Below are 18,612 nucleotides of genomic sequence, written 5' to 3' on the forward strand. Positions count from 1 at the left end.
GCAGCCGGTGGGCGAGCGCCCGAGCAGCCGGTAAACGAACATGTGGAGAGGAGCCCTGACCCAGGGTGAGCACCAAGCCGACCACCACAGACCTCGACTGGACCGAGTTGGACCAGCGGGCCGTAGACACCGCCCGCGTCCTGGCCGCCGATGCCGTACAGAAGGTCGGGAACGGCCATCCGGGTACGGCGATGAGCCTCGCCCCGGCCGCCTACACCCTCTTCCAGAAGGTGATGCGGCACGACCCCGCCGACGCCGACTGGGTCGGGCGGGACCGTTTCGTGCTGTCCGCCGGCCACTCGTCCCTGACCCTCTACACCCAGCTCTACCTGGCCGGCTTCGGCCTGGAGCTGGACGACCTGAAGGCGTTCAGGACGTGGGGCTCGAAGACCCCGGGCCACCCGGAATACGGCCACACCACGGGCGTCGAGACGACGACGGGTCCGCTCGGCCAGGGTGTCGCGAACGCGGTGGGCATGGCGATGGCCGCCCGCTACGAGCGCGGCCTGTTCGACCCCGAGGCTCCGCAGGGCGAGTCCCCCTTCGACCACTTCGTCTTCGCCATCGCGGGTGACGGCTGCCTCCAGGAGGGCATCTCCGCCGAGGCGTCCTCCCTCGCCGGCCACCAGAAGCTCGGCAACCTCGTCCTCCTGTGGGACGACAACCACATCTCGATCGAGGGCGACACGGAGACGGCCGTCTCCGAGGACGTCGTCAAGCGGTACGAGGCGTACGGCTGGCACGTCCAGCGCGTCGCCCCGAAGCCCGACGGCGACCTCGACCCGCACGCGATCTACAACGCGATCGAGGCCGCGAAGAAGGTGACGGACAAGCCGTCGTTCATCGCGATGCGCTCGATCATCGCCTGGCCGGCCCCGAACGCGCAGAACACCGAGGCCGCGCACGGCTCGGCGCTGGGCGACGACGAGGTGGCCGCCACCAAGCGTGTCCTCGGCTTCGACCCCGAGCAGAGCTTCGAGGTCTCCGACGAGGTCCTCGCGCACACGCGCGGCGCCCTGGAGCGCGGTGCGCAGGCGCGGGCCGACTGGGAGAAGTCGTTCCAGCTGTGGCGGGACGACAACCCGGAGCGCGCCGCCGAGTTCGACCGGATCAACGCGGGCGAGCTGCCGGCCGGCTGGGAGGAGAAGGTCCCGGTCTTCGAGGCGGGCAAGGGTGTCGCGACGCGTGCCGCGTCCGGCAAGGTCCTCCAGGCGCTCGGCGCGGTCATCCCGGAGCTGTGGGGCGGCTCGGCCGACCTCGCGGGCTCCAACAACACGACGATCGACGCGTCGTCCTCCTTCCTCCCGGCGGACAACCCGCTGCCCGAGGCTCAGCCGTACGGCCGCACGATCCACTTCGGCATCCGCGAGCACTCGATGGCCGCCGAGATGAACGGCATCGCGCTGCACGGCCACACGCGGATCTACGGCGGCACGTTCCTCGTGTTCTCCGACTACATGCGCAACGCCGTGCGCCTGTCCGCGCTGATGCACCTGCCGGTGACGTACGTGTGGACGCACGACTCGATCGGCCTCGGCGAGGACGGTCCGACGCACCAGCCGGTCGAGCACGTCGCCGCGCTGCGCGCGATCCCGGGCCTGAACGTCGTCCGCCCGGCCGACGCGAACGAGACGGCGATCGCCTGGCGCGAGATCCTGCGCCGAGGCAAGCGCGAGTACGGCGTCTCCGCGCCGCACGGCCTGGCGCTGACCCGGCAGGGTGTGCCGACGTACGCGCCGAACGAGGACACCGTCAAGGGCGGCTACGTCCACACCGAGGCGTCGTCCGGCACCCCGGAGGTCATCCTCATCGCGACCGGCTCCGAGGTCCATGTGGCCGTCGCCGCGCGGGAGTTGCTGGAGGCCGAGGGCACCGCGACGCGCGTGGTCTCGATGCCGTCCGTGGAGTGGTTCGAGGAGCAGACCGCCGAGTACAAGGCGTCCGTCCTCCCCGCCGCCGTCAAGGCGCGTGTCTCCGTCGAGGCCGGGATCGGTCTCACGTGGCACAAGTACGTCGGTGACGCGGGCCGCATCGTTTCCCTGGAGCACTTCGGCGCTTCCGCCGACGGCAAGGTGCTCTTCCAGGAGTACGGCTTCACTGCCGAGAACGTGGCTGCGAAGGCGCGGGAATCCGTCGCCGCCGCCCAGCGCTGACGCCCTTATACGACCACGCACGTAGGAGATGTAATTCCATGACAGACGCACTGAAGCGCCTCTCCGAGGAAGGCGTCGCGATCTGGCTGGACGACCTGTCGCGCAAGCGGATCACGTCCGGCAACCTCGCCGAGCTGATCGACCAGCAGCACGTCGTGGGCGTCACCACCAACCCGTCGATCTTCCAGAAGGCGATCAGCAGCGGCGACGGTTACGAGCAGCAGCTCACCGACCTCGCCGCCCGCAAGGTCACCGTCGAGGAAGCGATCCGCATGATCACGACGGCGGACGTCCGTGACGCCGCCGACATCCTGCGCCCCGTCTACGACGCGACGAACGGCCAGGACGGCCGGGTCTCCATCGAGGTGGACCCCCGTCTGGCGCACGAGACGACGGCGACGGTCGCCGAGGCGAAGCAGCTCGCGTGGCTGGTGGACCGCCCCAACACGCTGATCAAGATCCCGGCCACCAAGGCGGGCCTGCCGGCGATCACCGAGGTCATCGGCAACGGCATCAGCGTCAACGTCACGCTCATCTTCTCCCTGGAGCGCTACCGGGAGGTCATGGACGCCTACCTGGCCGGCCTGGAGAAGGCCAAGGCCAAGGGCATCGACCTGGCGGGCATCCACTCCGTGGCGTCCTTCTTCGTGTCCCGCGTGGACACCGAGATCGACAAGCGCCTGACCGCGCTCGGCACGGACGAGGCCCTCGCCCTGAAGGGCAAGGCGGCCCTCGCCAACGCGCGCCTCGCCTACCAGGCGTACGAAGAGGTCTTCTCCTCTTCCCGCTGGGAGGCCCTGGAGAAGGCGGGCGCCAACAAGCAGCGCGCGCTGTGGGCGTCGACCGGTGTGAAGGACCCGGCGTACAAGGACACCCTGTACGTGGACGACCTCGTCGCCCCGAACACCGTCAACACCATGCCGGAGGCCACCCTGCTGGCCACCGAGGACCACGGCCGGATCACCGGCGACACGATCTCGGGCACCTATGAGCAGTCCCGCGCCGAGCTGGACGCGGTCGAGAAGCTCGGGATCTCGTACGACGACGTGGTCCAGCTCCTTGAGGACGAGGGCGTCCAGAAGTTCGAGGAGTCCTGGACCGACCTGCTCAAGTCGACCGAGGCGGAGCTTTTGCGCCTCGCTCCTTCGGAGGGCTGATTTCCCTTGTCGAGCAGCAATCCGCTGCGTGACCCGGCAGACCGACGGCTCCCGCGTATCGCGGGGCCGTCGGGCCTTGTCATCTTCGGTGTCACGGGCGACTTGTCACGTAAGAAGCTGATGCCGGCCGTGTACGACCTCGCCAACCGGGGTCTGCTTCCGCCGGGTTTCTCCCTGGTCGGGTTCGCCCGCCGGGAGTGGGAGCACGAGGACTTCGCGGCCGAGGTCCACGACGCCGTCAAGGCGCACGCCCGTACGCCGTTCCGTGAGGAGGTCTGGCAGCAGCTCATCCAGGGGATGCGCTTCGTGCAGGGCACCTTCGACGACGACGAGGCGTTCGAGCGGCTGCGCGACACGATCCAGGAACTGGACGCGGCGCAGGGCACGGGCGGCAACTTCGCCTTCTACCTGTCCGTGCCGCCGGGCGCGTTCCCGGTGGTCATCCAGCAGCTGAAGAAGCACGGGCTCGCCGACCAGTCGCGCGGTTCGTGGCGGCGCGCGGTCATCGAGAAGCCGTTCGGCCACGACCTGAAGTCCGCCGAGGACCTCAACACCACGGTCGAGGAGGTCTTCGCGCCCGACCAGGTCTTCCGCATCGACCACTACCTCGGCAAGGAGACCGTCCAGAACATCCTGGCGCTGCGCTTCGCCAACACGATGTTCGAGCCGATCTGGAACCGGTCCTTCGTGGACCACGTGCAGATCACGATGGCCGAGGACATCGGCATCGGCGGCCGTGCCGGGTACTACGACGGCATCGGCGCCGCCCGCGACGTCATCCAGAACCACCTGCTCCAGCTGATGGCGCTGACGGCGATGGAGGAGCCCGCGTCCTTCGACGCGGACGCGCTCGCCGCCGAGAAGACCAAGGTGCTCGGCGCGGTCCGGCTGCCGAAGGACCTGGGCCGCGACACCGTGCGCGCCCAGTACGCGGCCGGCTGGCAGGGTGGCGAGAAGGTCATCGGCTACCTCGAAGAGGACGGCATCGACAAGGAGTCGAAGACCGACACCTATGCCGCGATCAAGGTCGAGGTCGACAACCGCCGCTGGGCGGGCGTCCCCTTCTACCTGCGGACCGGCAAGCGCCTCGGCCGCCGGGTCACCGAGATCGCGGTCGTCTTCCAGCGCGCCCCGCACTCCCCCTTCGACACGACGGCCACCGAGGAGCTGGGCTCCAACGCGATCGTCATCCGCGTCCAGCCCGACGAGGGCGTCACCGTCCGCTTCGGCTCCAAGGTGCCGGGCACGTCGATGGAGATCCGGGACGTGTCCATGGACTTCGCGTACGGCGAGTCCTTCACGGAGTCGTCCCCGGAGGCGTACGAGCGCCTCATCCTGGACGTCCTGCTCGGCGACTCGAACCTCTTCCCGCGCACCGAGGAGGTCGAACTGTCCTGGCGGATCCTCGACCCGATCGAGGAGTACTGGGACACCCACGGCAAGCCGGCCCAGTACGCGGCGGGCACCTGGGGACCCGCCGAGGCCGACGAAATGCTCGCCCGCGAGGGAAGGAGCTGGCGCCGCCCATGAAGATCGACCTCACGGACACCACCGCCGGCAAGATAAACAAGGCCCTGGTCAGGGGCCGCCGCGAGATCGGCACCCCGGCCGTCGGCATGGTCCTCACCCTGGTCATCGTCACCGACGAGGAGAACGCGTACGACGCCCTCAAGGCGGCCGGTGACGCGTCCAGCGAGCACCCCTCGCGCACCATCGTCGTCATCCGCCGCGTCTCCCGCTCCGCGCGCGACCGCACACAGTCGCGGATCGACGCGGAGATCCTGCTCGGCGCCGACGCGGGCACCGGCGAGACGGTCGTCCTGCGGCTGCACGGCGAGGTCTCCGACCACGCCCAGTCCGTCGTCCTGCCGCTGCTCCTGCCGGACGCGCCGGTCGTGGCGTGGTGGCCGGTGGACGCGCCGGTCGACCCGGCGAACGACCCGCTCGGCGCGCTCGCGCAACGCCGGGTCACCGACTCGTTCGCCGCCGAGCAGCCCGTCCGCGAGCTGACGGCCCGCGCGAAGTCGTACGCCCCCGGCGACACCGACCTCGCCTGGACCCGCATCACGCCCTGGCGCTCGATGCTGGCCGCCGCTCTCGACCAGGTCGTCTGCGAGGTGACGGCCGTCGAGGTGGAGGGCGAGGAGTTCAACCCGAGCTGCGAGCTGCTGGCGATGTGGCTCGCGGACCGGCTGGACGTCCCGGTCCGACGCACCCTGTCGGCGGGGCCGGGCCTCACCGCCGTCCGCATGTCGACGGACACGGGCCCGATCGCCCTCGCCCGTCCCGACGGCACGGTCGCCACTCTCTCCGTCCACGGCCAGCCCGACCGGCCCGTCGCGCTGAAACGGCGGGACACCGTCGACCTCATCGCGGAGGAGCTGCGCCGGCTGGACCCGGACGACACGTACGCGTCCGCCCTGCGGTTCGGGGTGGAGCGGCTGAACTCGTCGGTGTCGACGGCGTTCCCGGCGCCTGCGGTGACGCGGCGTGCGGTGGCGGCGATCCCTGCGCCGACGGTCGCTGAGCCGGTGGCGGTGGTGAAGGACGCGGGTTCTTCTGGTGCCGGTGCTGCGGGTACCGGTGCCGGTTCAGGTGCTGCCGGTACCGCTGCCCCTGTCGAGGGAGCGCGAAAAAGCGGCGCGGCTGACGATAAGGCTGCCGGAGCCACGGGTGGAGCCCTCGGAGGGGGCGTCTCAGGAGGGGTCGTCGCAGGAGGGGTCGGAGGAACCTCTCCCGCCGCTCCCCCGGCGACTGCGAAAGCTCCCGTACTACCGGCCGAAACGCCGGAGCCGGTGAGGAAGGCCATCACCCCGTGAACACACCCCAGTTGGTCGTCCACCGCGACAAGGAGCTGATGGCGCAGGCCGCCGCGGCCCGCCTCATCACGAAGATCGTCGACGCGCAGTCCTCCCGGGGTTCCGCGTCGATCGTCCTCACCGGTGGCCGCAACGGCAACGCCCTCCTCGCCGCGCTGGCCACGGCCCCCGCCCGGGACGCCGTCGACTGGTCCCGGCTCGACCTGTGGTGGGGCGACGAACGCTTCCTCCCCGAGGGCGACCCCGACCGCAACGTCACCCAGGCCCGCGAGGCCCTCCTCGACGCCGTCCCCCTCGACCCGAAGCGTGTGCACGCCATGCCCGCGTCCGACGGCGAGTACGGGTCGGACGTGGAGGCGGCGGCGGAGGCGTACGCGGAGGAACTGGCGCGGGCCGCGGATCTGGAGTCCCCGGCCGCCGTCCCCTCCTTCGACGTCCTCATGCTGGGCGTCGGCCCGGACACCCACGTGGCGTCCCTGTTCCCGGAGTTCCCCGCGGTCCGCGAGACATCCCGCACGGTGGTAGGCGTCCAAGGCGCTCCGAAGCCCCCGCCCACCCGAGTGACCCTCACCCTCCCCGCCATCCGCGCGGCCAAGGAGGTCTGGCTCCTCGCGGCCGGCGAGGACAAGGCCGAGGCCGCCGCCATCGCCCTCTCCGGCGCCGGCGAGATCCAGGCACCGGCCGCGGGTGCGCACGGCCGCACCAGGACCCTCTGGCTCCTGGACCAGCCGGCAGCGTCCCAACTCCCGCGCTCGCTGTACCCGCCGGCAACGGCATAGCAAGAAGAACTGAGGGCCCCGTCCGAACGGACGGGGCCCTCAGTCGTCGGATCACCGCACGCGCACGGTCACAACCCCGGACGTCCTCCACCGCACAGGATGCCGGTCGTGCACGCTCTTGAGCCCCCACATCACACCCCGGACCTGGAGGCCACCCCGCCGCACAGCCTTCACCCCAACGCTGACCCGCCCCTCAGGACCACCCCGCCGCACCACAGCCCCACACCCGACCTGCCGCCAGACCTTGGTCCCGTTCTTCGCCTCGACACATATCCGCAGATACCGCGCGGCGTCATCGTCCCCCCGCGCACTGACCTTGAACGCCTTCCCGACCACGGCAGTACGAGGCGCGGAAACAGAGATGTCCCCCTTGGCATACGCAGGCCCAGCAGCAAGAGCCACAACACCGACCCCGGCCACCAAGGCCCCCCACCGACCAACACTTCTCACAACGACCCCTCCCAGAAAAAGTCCTGCCACCTCACTAGATGCCAAAACCGCTCAAAGGGTTGCGTCAATGTTCTAGACCCGTACCCGACATCGAACAGCACCCGCTCTCTTAGGGGCGCGGGGAACTGCGCAAAACCACGATGGCGCCGCACCGGACATCGAACAGCACCCCATCTTTCAGGGGCGCGGGGAACTGCGCGACCAGCCACAAACGCACCCGCAGCCGGCCGCCAACAGAACCCCCCACCCCGGTCCCCGATCTCAACGCCCCCGAAGCTCCCGATACACCCCCACAAGAGCCCGCGTAGAAGAGTCCAGCCCCTCCACCTCAGCCCCTTCCGTCAACGCCGGCTCCACCCGCTTCGCGAGCACCTTCCCCAGCTCGACCCCCCACTGATCGAAGGAGTCGATCCCCCACACAGCCCCCTGCACGAACACCTTGTGCTCGTACAACGCGATGAGCTGCCCCAGCACAGACGGCGTCAGCCGCCCCGCGAGGATCGTCGTCGTCGGACGATCCCCCTTGAACACTTTGTGCGCGACCAGTTCCTCGGCAACCCCCTCCCCCCGAACCTCCTCCGGCGTCTTGCCGAAGGCCAACGCCTGGGTCTGCGCGAAGAAGTTGGCCATCAGCAGATCGTGCTGCGCCTTGAGCCGCCCACTCATCTCCCCCACCGGCTCGGCGAACCCGATGAAGTCCGCGGGAATCAGCTTCGTCCCCTGATGGATCAACTGGTAGTACGCGTGCTGCCCGTTGGTCCCCGGCGTCCCCCACACGACGGGCCCGGTCTCCCACTCGACCTCGTGCCCGTCCCGCCCGACATACTTCCCGTTGGACTCCATGTCGAGCTGCTGAAGATACGCGGCGAACTTGGACAGGTAATGCGAGTAGGGCAGCACCGCATGCGACTGCGCCCCGTGGAAGTTCCCGTACCAGATCCCCAACAGGCCCAGCAGCAACGGCACGTTGGCCTCGGCGGGCGCGGTCCGGAAGTGTTCGTCGACGACCCGGAACCCCTCCAGCATCTCCCGGAACCGCGCGCCCCCGACCGCGATCATCAGGGACAGCCCGATCGCGGAGTCGAAGGAGTACCGCCCCCCGACCCAGTCCCAGAACTCGAACATGTTGACCGTGTCGATCCCGAACTCGGCGACTTTCCCCGCGTTGGTCGACAGCGCGACGAAGTGCTTGGCGACAGCGGCGTCGTCCCCGAGCGCCTCCACCAGCCACGCCCGCGCGGACGTCGCGTTGGTGATCGTCTCGATCGTGGTGAACGTCTTGGACGCGACGATGAACAACGTCTCGGCGGCATCCAGATCCCGCAGGGCCTCATGCAGATCGGCCCCGTCGACGTTGGACACGAACCGCACGGTGAGCGCCCGGTCGGTGAAGCTGCGCAGCACCTCGTACGCCATCGCGGGCCCGAGGTCGGACCCCCCGATCCCGATGTTGACGACGTTGCGGATCCGGCGCCCGGTGTGCCCGACCCACTCCCCGCCGCGCACCCGCTCGGCGAACCCCTCCATCTTGTCGAGCACGGCATGCACACCCGGCACGACGTTCTCCCCGTCGACCTCGACGACCGCGTCCCGGGGCGCCCGCAGCGCCGTGTGCAGGACGGCGCGGTCCTCGGTGACGTTGATCCTCTCGCCCCGGAACATCGCGTCCCGCAGCCCGAACACGTCGGTGGCGACGGCGAGTTCACGCAGCAGCGTCAGCGTCTCGTCGTCCACGAGGTGCTTCGAGTAGTCGACGTACAGATCCCCGACCCGCAGCCGGTACCCCTCCCCCCGCCCGGGGTCCGCGTCGAACAGTTCCCGCAACCCGGTCCCGCCCCACTCCTCACGGTGCTTGACGAGAGCCGCCCACTCGGGCAACTGGTTGAGCCGGACCCGGCCGTCTGCGTTCATCTCGAACTCGCCTTTCCTGAGCTGCCGTACGGCTGCCGCACGGCTGCTGTACGGATGCCAACCTAGGTGATCACCCCGGCACCCGCCCCGACGTCACGCCGTCCTGCGGCGCAACAACAGATACGTCCGCCTTGCCCGCGGGTATCAACGAGACGACGGCGAGCGCGAAGAGGGCGGCGGCGAACAGGACGGGCGCGTTGAGCCCGAGCCCCCGGGCGACCACTCCGCCGGCCAGCGCGCCGACCGGCGCACCCGCGGTGGAGGCGGTGCGGAAGGCGGCGGCGATCCGGCCCAACAGGGCATCGGGAGCGCGTTCCTGCATGAGCGTCACCTGGTTGACGTTCCACACCATGCCCATGAATCCGAGGAGCGCCATCCCCACGAGCAGCGCGCCCAGGTGCCGTACGGTGCCCATGGCGACGAGCGAGGCCACCTGGACCGTCCCTCCCCACAGCAGCGCCCGCGCCCTCCCCAGCCGCCGTGCGACGCGCTGTGCGACGAACCCGCCGGCGATCGATCCGGCGGAGTACGCGGTCATCGCGGCGGCGAACCCGGCGTCCCCCGCGTCCAGCCATCGGGTGACGACCAGTACCAGGGTCGCGATCAGCGCGCCCATCCCGATGTTGCACAGCAGGGTGGCCACGCAGATCGCCCGCAGCGCCCGGTCCCGCCACAACACCCGTACCCCTTCGGCGATCTCCCCCCGCAAGGTGCTTCCCCCGGCCCGCGCTTCCCGCTCGACGGGCCGCACCCGCAGGGAGGCGATGAGCCCGGCCGCCACGAAGTAACTGAGCGCGTCCACCACGAACGGCGTGGCCATCCCCGCCACGACGAGCAAGGGCACGACGGGCCCCGCCACCAGCCCCCCGGCGATCTGCTGACCCGTCATCAACCGGGCGTTGGCGGTGCCGAGTTGATCTCTTTCCACCACCGAAGGCAGCAGCGCGGTGGACGCGTTGTCGAACAGCGTCTGAAGCGTCGTCAACGCAAACGCAAGCCCCAACAACACCCCGACAGAAGCCTCCCCGAGCGCCACCACCACAGCGAACCCCGCCACCAGCACCCCCCGCACCACATCCACCACCCACATGGCCCGCCGCTGATCCACCCGATCGGCCAACGCCCCACCCACCAGCCCGAACAACAACCACGGCACATACCCACAAGCAGTGACCGAAGCAATCACCACCGGATCATCCGTAACCCGCACAGCCACCAACGGCAGAGCGGTACTCCGCAACGCATCCCCGAACCGCGACACAACAGAAGCGGCCCACAACCGCCGGAACCCAGTCATGGTCAAACAGTAGAGACGACCACTGACAATGCGGGCTGAGCTGAGATAGCCAGGGGCGCGGGGAACTGCGCAAAACCACAACGGCGCCGCAGCCTAAAACCGGCAGACCACGGCACCCACAGTGGATCTAAATCTCCCCCCGCAACTTGGCGAGAGCCTCAGCCAAGATCGCTTCCCCATCCGCGTCACTCCGCCGCTCCCGCACATACGCGAGATGCGTCTTGTACGGCTCAGTCTTCGGCGGAGCCGGCGGATTGTCGTGATCCTGCCCCGCGGGAAACCCACACCTAGGACAGTCCCACGTATCCGGCACCTGCGCATCACTCGCGAAACTCGGCTGCGTCTCATGCCCGTTGGAGCACCAGAAGGAGATGCGCAGTCGGGGCGCGGACTCGCCCCGCTCGGCCTCGCCCATCGGCCCCGCCCCGACCCGGCTTCCTCGGATCGCGTTGCCACTTGCCACGGTGTAACTCCCTGCGTGATGGTGCCGCGAAGCGAGTCGGCGTTTCGCTCCGCTGCGAGCGCCTCAGTCTACGTAAGACCAATGCCCAACGCGCGTCCAGTGGTTGGAGTTACCGCACACAGACGCAAGCCCCATGATAGGCCGCGCTCCAAGGCGCGCACCGAACATGGGGCGTTGTGTGCGTATGTGCTGCGGGACGCTGCTCAGCTGTTCGACTTCATGAGCAGACCGAGGACGATGATGCTGGCGAACCAGAGCAGACCGACCACGACGGTGATGCGGTCGAGGTTGCGCTCGGCGACCGAGGAGCCACCGACGGAGGACTGCATGCCGCCACCGAACATGTCGGAGAGGCCGCCGCCCTTCCCCTTGTGCATCAGCACGAGCAGCATCAGCAGCAGGCTGAAGACGATCAGGGCGATCGAGAACCCCAAAACCACGGCTGGACCAACTTCCTCGGATTCTGACTGGATTACGGGGGTCGTGATCATTTCTTAGGCGCACTGCCCAGATTTTTGGTCACGACCCCCGCCAGGGTACGACGAATAGCCGCTAGGGCCTACTCACTGATCCCGGAACCGCACGATCTTGACGAACTCGTCGGTGTCGAGGGAGGCCCCGCCGACCAGCGCGCCGTCGATGTCGGCCTGCGCCATGATCTCGGCGACGTTCCCGGACTTCACGGAGCCGCCGTACTGGATGCGGACCTTGTCGGCCAGCTCCTGGTCGTACAGCTCGGCGAGCTTCGCGCGGATCGCGGAGCACACCTCCTGCGCGTCCCCGGCGCCGCAGACCTCGCCGGTGCCGATGGCCCAGACGGGCTCGTAGGCGATGACGACGGTCTCGGCCTGCTCGGCGGCGACGTCCTTCAGCCCGCCCTCGACCTGGGAGAGGGTGTGGGCGACGTGGTTGCCGGCCTCGCGGACGTCGAGCTCCTCGCCGACGCACAGGATCGGGGTGAGCCCGTGCTTGAAGGCGGCCTTGACCTTGGCGTTGACGACGGTGTCGTCCTCGGCGTGGTACTGGCGGCGCTCGGAGTGGCCGACGGCGACGTAGGCGCACTTCAGCTTGGCGAGCATGGGGCCGGAGATCTCGCCGGTGTAGGCGCCGGAGTCGTGCGCGGAGATGTCCTGGGAGCCGTACTTGATCTTCAGCTTGTCGCCGTCGACCAGGGTCTGCACGGAGCGCAGGTCGGTGAAGGGCGCGAGGACGGCGACCTCGACGGCCTCGTAGTCCTTGTCGGCCAGGGCGAAGGCGAGCTTCTGGACGTGGGCGATGGCCTCAAGGTGGTTGAGGTTCATCTTCCAGTTGCCCGCCATCAGCGGCGTGCGGGTGGTCATCGGGGTCAGTCCTCCAGTGCGGCGAGACCGGGAAGCGTCTTGCCCTCCAGGTATTCGAGGGAAGCGCCCCCGCCGGTCGAGATGTGGCCGAACGCGTTCTCGTCGAAGCCGAGCGTGCGCACGGCGGCGGCGGAGTCTCCCCCACCGACGACGGTGAAGCCGTCCGAGTCGATGAGTGCCTGGGCGACCGCCTTGGTGCCCTCGGCGTAGTCGGGGTGCTCGAAGACGCCCATGGGACCGTTCCAGAAGACGGTCGCGGCGTCGGCGAGCTTGGACGCGTACAGTTCGCCGGTCCCCGGGCCGACGTCGAGGCCGAGGCTGCCCTCGGGCATCCGGCTCGCGTCGACGACGGCGTGCTCGGTGGGGGCCTTGGCCTTGAGGTCGGGGAAGCCGGTGGAGACGACGACGTCGATCGGGACGAGCAGCTCGACGCCCTGCTTCTCGGCGCGCTCCAGGTACTCGGTGACGGCCGGGATCTGGTCCTCCTGGAGCAGCGAGGCGCCGACCTCGTGGCCCTGCGCCTTGAGGAAGGTGAAGGCCATGCCGCCGCCGATGAGGATGCGGTCGGCCTTGCCGAGGAGCTGGTCGATGACGGCGAGCTTGTCGGAGACCTTGGAGCCGCCGAGCGCGACGACGTAGGGGCGCGCGACGTCCTCGGTGAGCTTCTTGAGGACGCCGACCTCGGTGGCGATCAGGTAGCCGGCGTAGTGCGGGAGGCGCGCGGGGAGGTCGAAGACGGAGGCGTGCTTCCGGTGCACCGCGCCGAAGCCGTCCCCGACGTAGACGTCGGCGAGGGCGGCGAGCTGGTCGGCGAACTCGCCGCGCTCGGTGTCGTCCTTGCTGGTCTCGCCCGCGTTGAAGCGGAGGTTCTCGACGACGGCGACCTGGCCGGGTTCGAGGCCGTTCACGGCGTCGTGGGCGGCGGGGCCGACGGTGTCCTGGGCGAAGGCCACGGGAGCGCCGAGCAGCTCACCGAGGCGTTCGGCGGCGGGCAGCAGCGAGAACGTGAGGTCCGGGGCGCCCTTGGGGCGGCCGAGGTGCGAGGCGACGACGACCTTGGCGTCCGCCTCGACGAGGGCCTTGATGGTCGGCAGGACGGCGCGGATGCGGCCGTCGTCGGTGATGAGGCCGTCGGCCAGCGGGACGTTGAGGTCGGCGCGCACGAAGACACGCTTGCCGGACACGCCTTCGGCGAGGAGATCGTCGATCGTCTTCAATGCAGTCTCCAGGAGGACAGGGGGCTGAGGGGCTCTTGATCGTAGAGGTGCGGTGACGCACGTCAGGGCCCGGGGAGCGCTTCCTCGCGTGCTGCCCCGGGCCCTGCTCGTCAGGCGGTGATCAGAGCTGGCCGCCGACGAAGACCGTGAGGTCGACGAGGCGGTTGGAGTAGCCCCACTCGTTGTCGTACCAGCCGAGGATCTTCACCGTGTTGCCCTCCTGGACCATGGTCAGGGAGGAGTCGAAGGTGCAGGAGGCCGGGTCGCTGACGATGTCCGAGGAGACGATCTCGTCCTCGGTGTAGGCCAGGAAGCCCGCGAGGGGGCCGTCCTCGGAGGCCTTCTTGAACGCGGCGTTGACCTCGTCCTTGGTGACCTCGCGCTGGAGGGTGACGACGAGGTCGGTGGCGGAGCCGGTGGGGACCGGGACGCGCATCGCGATGCCGTCGAGCTTGCCCTTGAGCTGGGGCAGGACCAGGGCGGTGGCCTTGGCGGCACCGGTCGTGGTCGGGATGATGTTCTCGGCGGCGGCGCGGGCGCGGCGCAGGTCCGAGTGCGGGAAGTCCAGGATGCGCTGGTCGTTGGTGTACGCGTGGACCGTCGTCATCAGGCCCTTGACGATGCCGAAGTTCTCGTCGAGAACCTTGGCCATCGGCGCCACACAGTTGGTGGTGCAGGAGGCGTTGGAGATGACGTGGTGGTTGGCCGCGTCGTACTGGTCCTGGTTGACGCCCATCACGATGGTGATGTCCTCGTCCTTGGCCGGGGCCGAGATGAGGACCTTCTTCGCGCCGCCGGCGATGTGCTTCGCGGCGTCGGCCTTCTTGGTGAAGATGCCGGTGGACTCGATGACGATGTCGACGCCCAGCTCGCCCCACGGGATGTCGGCGGGGTTGCGCTCGGAGAGGACCTTGATGGTGTGGCCGTCGACCGTGATGGTGTCCTCGGTGTGCGACACCTCGGCCTTGAGGCGGCCCAGGATGGTGTCGTACTTGAGCAGGTGAGCGGTGGTCGCGGTGTCACCCAGGTCGTTGACCGCCACGATCTCGATGTCCGCACCCTGCTCCAGCAGCGCGCGGAAGTAGTTGCGGCCGATGCGGCCGAAGCCGTTGATGCCTACGCGGATCGTCACGAACCGATCTCCTCGTTGGTACGCCGGCCTTCGTCGCCGGCGAGCTGAGTTTGGGATGTCCCCGACCAACCCCGACCCTACCTCCCGATGCGGGCGGCGGTGACATCGAGTCGTGCCATACGCGGCGAGGCGGTCCGTACCCCCCAGTAGGGGTACGGACCGCCAGGACTCGGGAAACCTTGTCACACGATTCGGTTACGAGTCACAGTGCGCCCTTGACCAGGCCGCCGAGACCTCTCATCGCCTCTCAAGTGAGGCGAGGGCCTTTCCGATGAGCGCCTTGCGGTCCGCGGCGGAGGGCAGGTGCTCCAGGCCGAAGCCCAGCAGCACGGTGTCCTTGGTGGTGACGGCGCCGTACGTCTGGAAGAGGGCGCCGGTGCGCGCCCAGTTCTTCAGGACCGGCGGGCTGCCCGCCGGGGGCCCGGTGACCTGCCAGGCGCCGAGCGACGTCTCGAAGCCCTCGGTCTGGGTGGCCGTGCCGGTCGCGGTGAGGGCGGTCTCGTCCAGGAACAGGCCGTGGCCGCCGGTACCGGGGTCGGAGACGTAGGCGAACGACAGCTCGACCTTCTTCCCGGCGTACGCGGAGAGGTCGAACTCGACCGGCTGCCAGCCGTCGGAGGTGCCGGTGAAGGCGTTCCACGCGCCGGAGGTCCCGGTGTTCGCGCAGGCGCCGCCCGTCAGGGTCAGGTAGTGCTTCAGCCAGGGGTGCGCCGCGAGGTAGAAGCCCCCGCCGCACTCCGCGGGTACGGCGGTGCCGCTCCTGCCGCCCTTGTCCGGCAGGGTCGTCCAGTCGTCGCCGCCGACGGTGTGCGCCTCGACGAGCGCGTTGTCGTACCCCTTCTCGGTGTCCCAGAACAGCCGGGCCTTCAGGGTGGGCGCCTGCGCGGCGGTGACCGAGGTGAGGTCGACGGTCCGGGTCAGCCGGTCGTAGGCGTTGTCGGTGTGCACGGCGGCGGCCATGTACGAGCCCGCGTACGGCCCGTAGGGGTTGACGGCCCCGGCGTACTTGCCCGCGCCCGCGCTCGCGAACTGGGGGTACTTGGCGGCGGGGAGTTCGTCGGAGGTGACCGCGTAGGCGCCGGCCTGGTCCAGCGGGTTGCCGGGGGCGCCGGCCAGCGGTCCGGTGAAGCCCTTCAGCCGGCCCGCGCCGGTGAAGCCGGTGGCCCCGGGGGCGGACGTGCGCGAGTAGGCGCCCAGGTAGTACTGGCTGAAGTCGTCGGAGGGGTTGCCGCCGCCGAGGTCGACCGTGCCGCCGGCCCGCTCACCGGCCTCGACGAGCTTGCCGCCCTCGTTCAGGAAGGCGCGCAGCTGGAGCTGGGTCGGGTTACCGGGAACGGCCGCGCCGGTGTAGTGGACGACCGTCCGGAAGTGCTTGAGCACCCCGAGCGCGTCCGGCACGCCCTGCGTCGCGACGTCCCACACAACCGCCTTGCGGCCGCCCGCCTTCAGCGCGTCGACGTACTTCTGTGCCTGCGTGGCCTTGGCGCCCTCCTCGGCGACGACAAGGGTGTCGGCGGCGGCCCGCTTCGCGACCGTGTAGGTGAACTTGCCACTGGCGACGCGCTTCCCGGCCGTCGTCGTGCCGGTGAACCACACCTGGACCTTGTCACCGGGGCGGCCGTCCTTGACCTTCGCCCGGTACGCGTCGAAGTACAGGTTGTCGTGCCCGCCGTACGTCTCGCCGCCCTTCCACGCCTTCAGCGCCGTGCTGTGCGTACGGCCGCCGTCGACACGGTAGTTGAGCTGCTTGTGGCGCAGCGCCTTGCGGACGACGACGGAGACCTCCTGGGCCGCGCCGCGGGAGTACGAGGTGGCGAAGGGGGCGGGCGTGAAGTCGGCGGCGGTCATGCCGACCGAGGACTTCGGGCGGTCCGGGGTCGCGGCGGACTCGGCGACGGAGAGCGCGAAGGGGATGTTCTTCTTGAACTCGCCCTGGATCAGCTTCTCGTCGTCCGGGAAGTTGAAGACGGACTGGCAGTCGGCCGCGTTCCAGCGGTCGTTCGGGTCGAGGTCCGAGGCCGTCTGGCAGGTCGACATCTCGGGGGTGAACATCGCGACGTCGTTGACGTTCGACGCGTGGCCGTCCGCCTCGCCGTTGGTGGTGTACAGCTCCGAGGACACCTGCGGGTGGTAGCCGGGGACCGCCGATTTCGCGGGGGTGCCGGCGAGCGCCTTGTAGGCGACGTCGTCCGGGGTGTCGGTGGCGACCTGCCAGCCGACGCCGTACAGCAGCAGTTCGGCCGCGGAGTGGTAGTTGATGGCGTAGGAGAAGCCGATCCGCTTCTCGAACGCGTCCAGCGCCTTCGTCTCGGGCTCGGAGGACGGGCGCACACCGCGGTAGGTCTCGCTCGTGGGGTCCGGGGACGAACCCTCGTCGTCGTAGCCCCACTTGTAGGCGAAGTTGCGGTTCAGGTCGACGCCGTCGCCGTTCGAGATGACCCCGTCGCCGTTGACGTCGCGCAGGTTCTTGCGCCACAGGCGGGTCGTGGAGTCCTTGAACGTGTAGTCGTAGCCGTCGGGGTTGGCCGACAGCACGAACCACAGCTCGGTCGTGTCGACGATCTTCCTGATCCGGTTGTCGGTCTTGTAGTTGTCCAGGTAGTAGTGCATCAGCCGCCGGGTCATCTCCGGGGTGATCCACTCACGCGCGTGCTGGTTGGACGCGTACAGGACGGACGGCTTGCTGCCGTCCTTGCTCTGCTTCGCGCCCTTGGTGAGCTTCAGCGCGAGGATGTCCTGGCCGTTCACCGTCTTGCCGATGGAGACGACCTTCGTGAGACCGGGGTTGCGCTGCCCGGTCCTGACGATCTCCTCCTTCAGCCCGCCCTTTCCGCTGTACGGCCGGAACACCCCGTCCCCCGCGGCCTCGACCCGGCGCAGGGCCTTGGCGGAGAGGGCGTGCTCGGTGAGGCCGACGCCCTGCCCCTCCAGCGTCTTCGCCTGACCGTCGGTCAGATAGACCTCGACGACGGCCTTGCCCGTCGCCGGCACGGACGAGCTGAGTTCCTGTGCGTCCTGGCCCGCCGCGAGCAGCAACGGCACCTGGGCCTTGGTCACTTCGGCGCGGAAGACCTTGACCTCGTCCCCGCCGCTCCTGGCCTGCCCCGGCTGCGCCTGCGCGATCGGCGCCACCACGGCTCCGCCCGCGAGCAGCGCCCCTACCGCGAGGATCGATCTGGTTCTGCGTCTCATGAACTCCCCTATGCCCTGATCGCACGACATCCACGGCATCCCCGCGAACACGTGCCAGGCTCATGACACTCAGTTCCCCCGTCAAGGGCGCCTCGGGGGCAAGTCACCCGTACGGGTCAGTCCCCGAGGGGTGGGTGACGGAGCGTCAGAGAGGGTTCGGGGCAGAGAGGTTGCCCGGTGAGGCGCCGCCCGTGAAGGCGACGCCCGGTGTCAGCCCGCGAGGTTGTCGGCCATCTCGTCGCTGAGATTGGCCTCCGTGCCGGGGATGCCGAGGTCGGTGGCGCGCTTGTCGGCCATCGCCAGGAGCCGGCGGATCCGGCCCGCGACGGCGTCCTTGGTGAGCGGCGGGTCGGCGAGGGCGCCGAGCTCCTCCAGAGACGCCTGCTTGTGGTCCATGCGCAGCCGGCCGGCCGCCGCGAGGTGCTCGGGGACCTCCTCGCCGAGGATCTCCAGGGCGCGCTGCACGCGGGCCCCGGCGGCGACGGCGGCCCGCGCCGAGCGGCGGAGGTTCGCGTCGTCGAAGTTGGCGAGGCGGTTCGCGGTGGCCCGCACCTCGCGCCGCATCCGGCGCTCCTCCCAGGCCAGCACCGACTCGGCATCCAGGCCTTCGAGCCGCAGCTCGTCGAGGGCAAGGCCATCCAGATCCACCCGCTCGTCTGCACCGCGTTCAACGCGGACTTCGACGGTGACCAGATGGCCGTC

General features: G+C 69.6%; 14 protein-coding genes and 1 pseudogene. 6 read left to right on the forward strand and 9 right to left on the reverse strand.

Going from position 1 to position 18,612, the window contains the following annotated elements; genetic code table 11:
* The first annotated feature begins 65 nt into the window (after positions 1-65).
* From tkt to pgl, 5 genes are read left to right on the forward strand one after another with little or no spacing between them, the layout of a single operon-like run.
* On the forward strand, positions 66-2,153 hold the full coding sequence (gene tkt, locus ACVNF4_RS10230; protein ID WP_461802403.1) for a transketolase: 2,088 nt from the start codon (positions 66-68) through the stop codon (positions 2,151-2,153).
* 38 nt (positions 2,154-2,191) lie between these two features.
* Positions 2,192-3,310 (forward strand): transaldolase, encoded by a 1,119-nt coding sequence (gene tal / locus ACVNF4_RS10235; protein ID WP_461802404.1) that lies wholly within the window; start codon positions 2,192-2,194, stop codon positions 3,308-3,310.
* A gap of 6 nt (positions 3,311-3,316) precedes the next feature.
* A complete protein-coding gene (zwf, locus tag ACVNF4_RS10240) occupies positions 3,317-4,840 on the forward strand; it encodes a glucose-6-phosphate dehydrogenase (protein ID WP_461802405.1) in 1,524 nt (507 codons plus the stop codon).
* On the forward strand, positions 4,837-6,129 hold the full coding sequence (gene opcA, locus ACVNF4_RS10245; protein ID WP_461802406.1) for a glucose-6-phosphate dehydrogenase assembly protein OpcA: 1,293 nt from the start codon (positions 4,837-4,839) through the stop codon (positions 6,127-6,129). The genes zwf and opcA overlap by 4 nt, the downstream gene beginning before the upstream one ends.
* Positions 6,126-6,908, forward strand: a complete 783-nt coding sequence (pgl, locus tag ACVNF4_RS10250; RefSeq protein WP_461802407.1) for a 6-phosphogluconolactonase — start codon at positions 6,126-6,128, stop codon at positions 6,906-6,908. Before opcA ends, pgl begins: the two co-directional genes overlap by 4 nt.
* 711 nt (positions 6,909-7,619) lie before the next feature.
* Here the strand turns inward: pgl and pgi are convergent.
* From pgi to whiA, 9 genes are all read right to left on the reverse strand, one after another.
* Positions 7,620-9,269, reverse strand: coding sequence for a glucose-6-phosphate isomerase (gene pgi, locus ACVNF4_RS10255; RefSeq protein ID WP_461802408.1), 1,650 nt, complete (start codon positions 9,267-9,269; stop codon positions 7,620-7,622).
* 70 nt (positions 9,270-9,339) lie between these two features.
* On the reverse strand, positions 9,340-10,566 hold the full coding sequence (locus ACVNF4_RS10260; RefSeq protein WP_461802409.1) for an MFS transporter: 1,227 nt from the start codon (positions 10,564-10,566) through the stop codon (positions 9,340-9,342).
* 127 nt (positions 10,567-10,693) lie between these two features.
* Positions 10,694-10,981 (reverse strand): RNA polymerase-binding protein RbpA, encoded by a 288-nt coding sequence (locus ACVNF4_RS10265; protein ID WP_461802417.1) that lies wholly within the window; start codon positions 10,979-10,981, stop codon positions 10,694-10,696.
* A gap of 251 nt (positions 10,982-11,232) precedes the next feature.
* On the reverse strand, positions 11,233-11,469 hold the full coding sequence (secG, locus tag ACVNF4_RS10270) for a preprotein translocase subunit SecG (protein ID WP_461802410.1): 237 nt from the start codon (positions 11,467-11,469) through the stop codon (positions 11,233-11,235).
* A gap of 123 nt (positions 11,470-11,592) precedes the next feature.
* Positions 11,593-12,369, reverse strand: coding sequence for a triose-phosphate isomerase (tpiA, locus tag ACVNF4_RS10275; RefSeq protein ID WP_461802411.1), 777 nt, complete (start codon positions 12,367-12,369; stop codon positions 11,593-11,595).
* Positions 12,370-12,374: 5 nt separating this feature from the next.
* The gene (locus ACVNF4_RS10280; RefSeq protein WP_461802412.1) at positions 12,375-13,586 is read right to left on the reverse strand and encodes a phosphoglycerate kinase; all 1,212 of its coding nucleotides are present in this window, start codon (positions 13,584-13,586) and stop codon (positions 12,375-12,377) included.
* A 121-nt stretch (positions 13,587-13,707) separates the two neighbouring features.
* Positions 13,708-14,718 (reverse strand): type I glyceraldehyde-3-phosphate dehydrogenase, encoded by a 1,011-nt coding sequence (gap, locus tag ACVNF4_RS10285; protein ID WP_461802413.1) that lies wholly within the window; start codon positions 14,716-14,718, stop codon positions 13,708-13,710.
* A 237-nt stretch (positions 14,719-14,955) separates the two neighbouring features.
* Complete coding sequence (locus ACVNF4_RS10290) at positions 14,956-17,910, reverse strand: M14 family metallopeptidase (RefSeq protein WP_461802414.1); 2,955 nt, start codon at positions 17,908-17,910, stop codon at positions 14,956-14,958.
* A 210-nt stretch (positions 17,911-18,120) separates the two neighbouring features.
* Entirely contained in the window at positions 18,121-18,474 is a 354-nt protein-coding gene (gene whiA, locus ACVNF4_RS10295; protein WP_461802415.1) for a DNA-binding protein WhiA, read from the reverse strand.
* On the opposite strand from whiA, the pseudogene ACVNF4_RS10300 reads away from it, so the two are divergent.
* A pseudogene (locus tag ACVNF4_RS10300) lies at positions 18,463-18,612 on the forward strand (hypothetical protein); the annotation flags it as partial. The gene whiA and the pseudogene ACVNF4_RS10300 sit on opposite strands and share 12 nt — an antisense overlap.

This window comes from Streptomyces sp. S6, assembly GCF_054880855.1.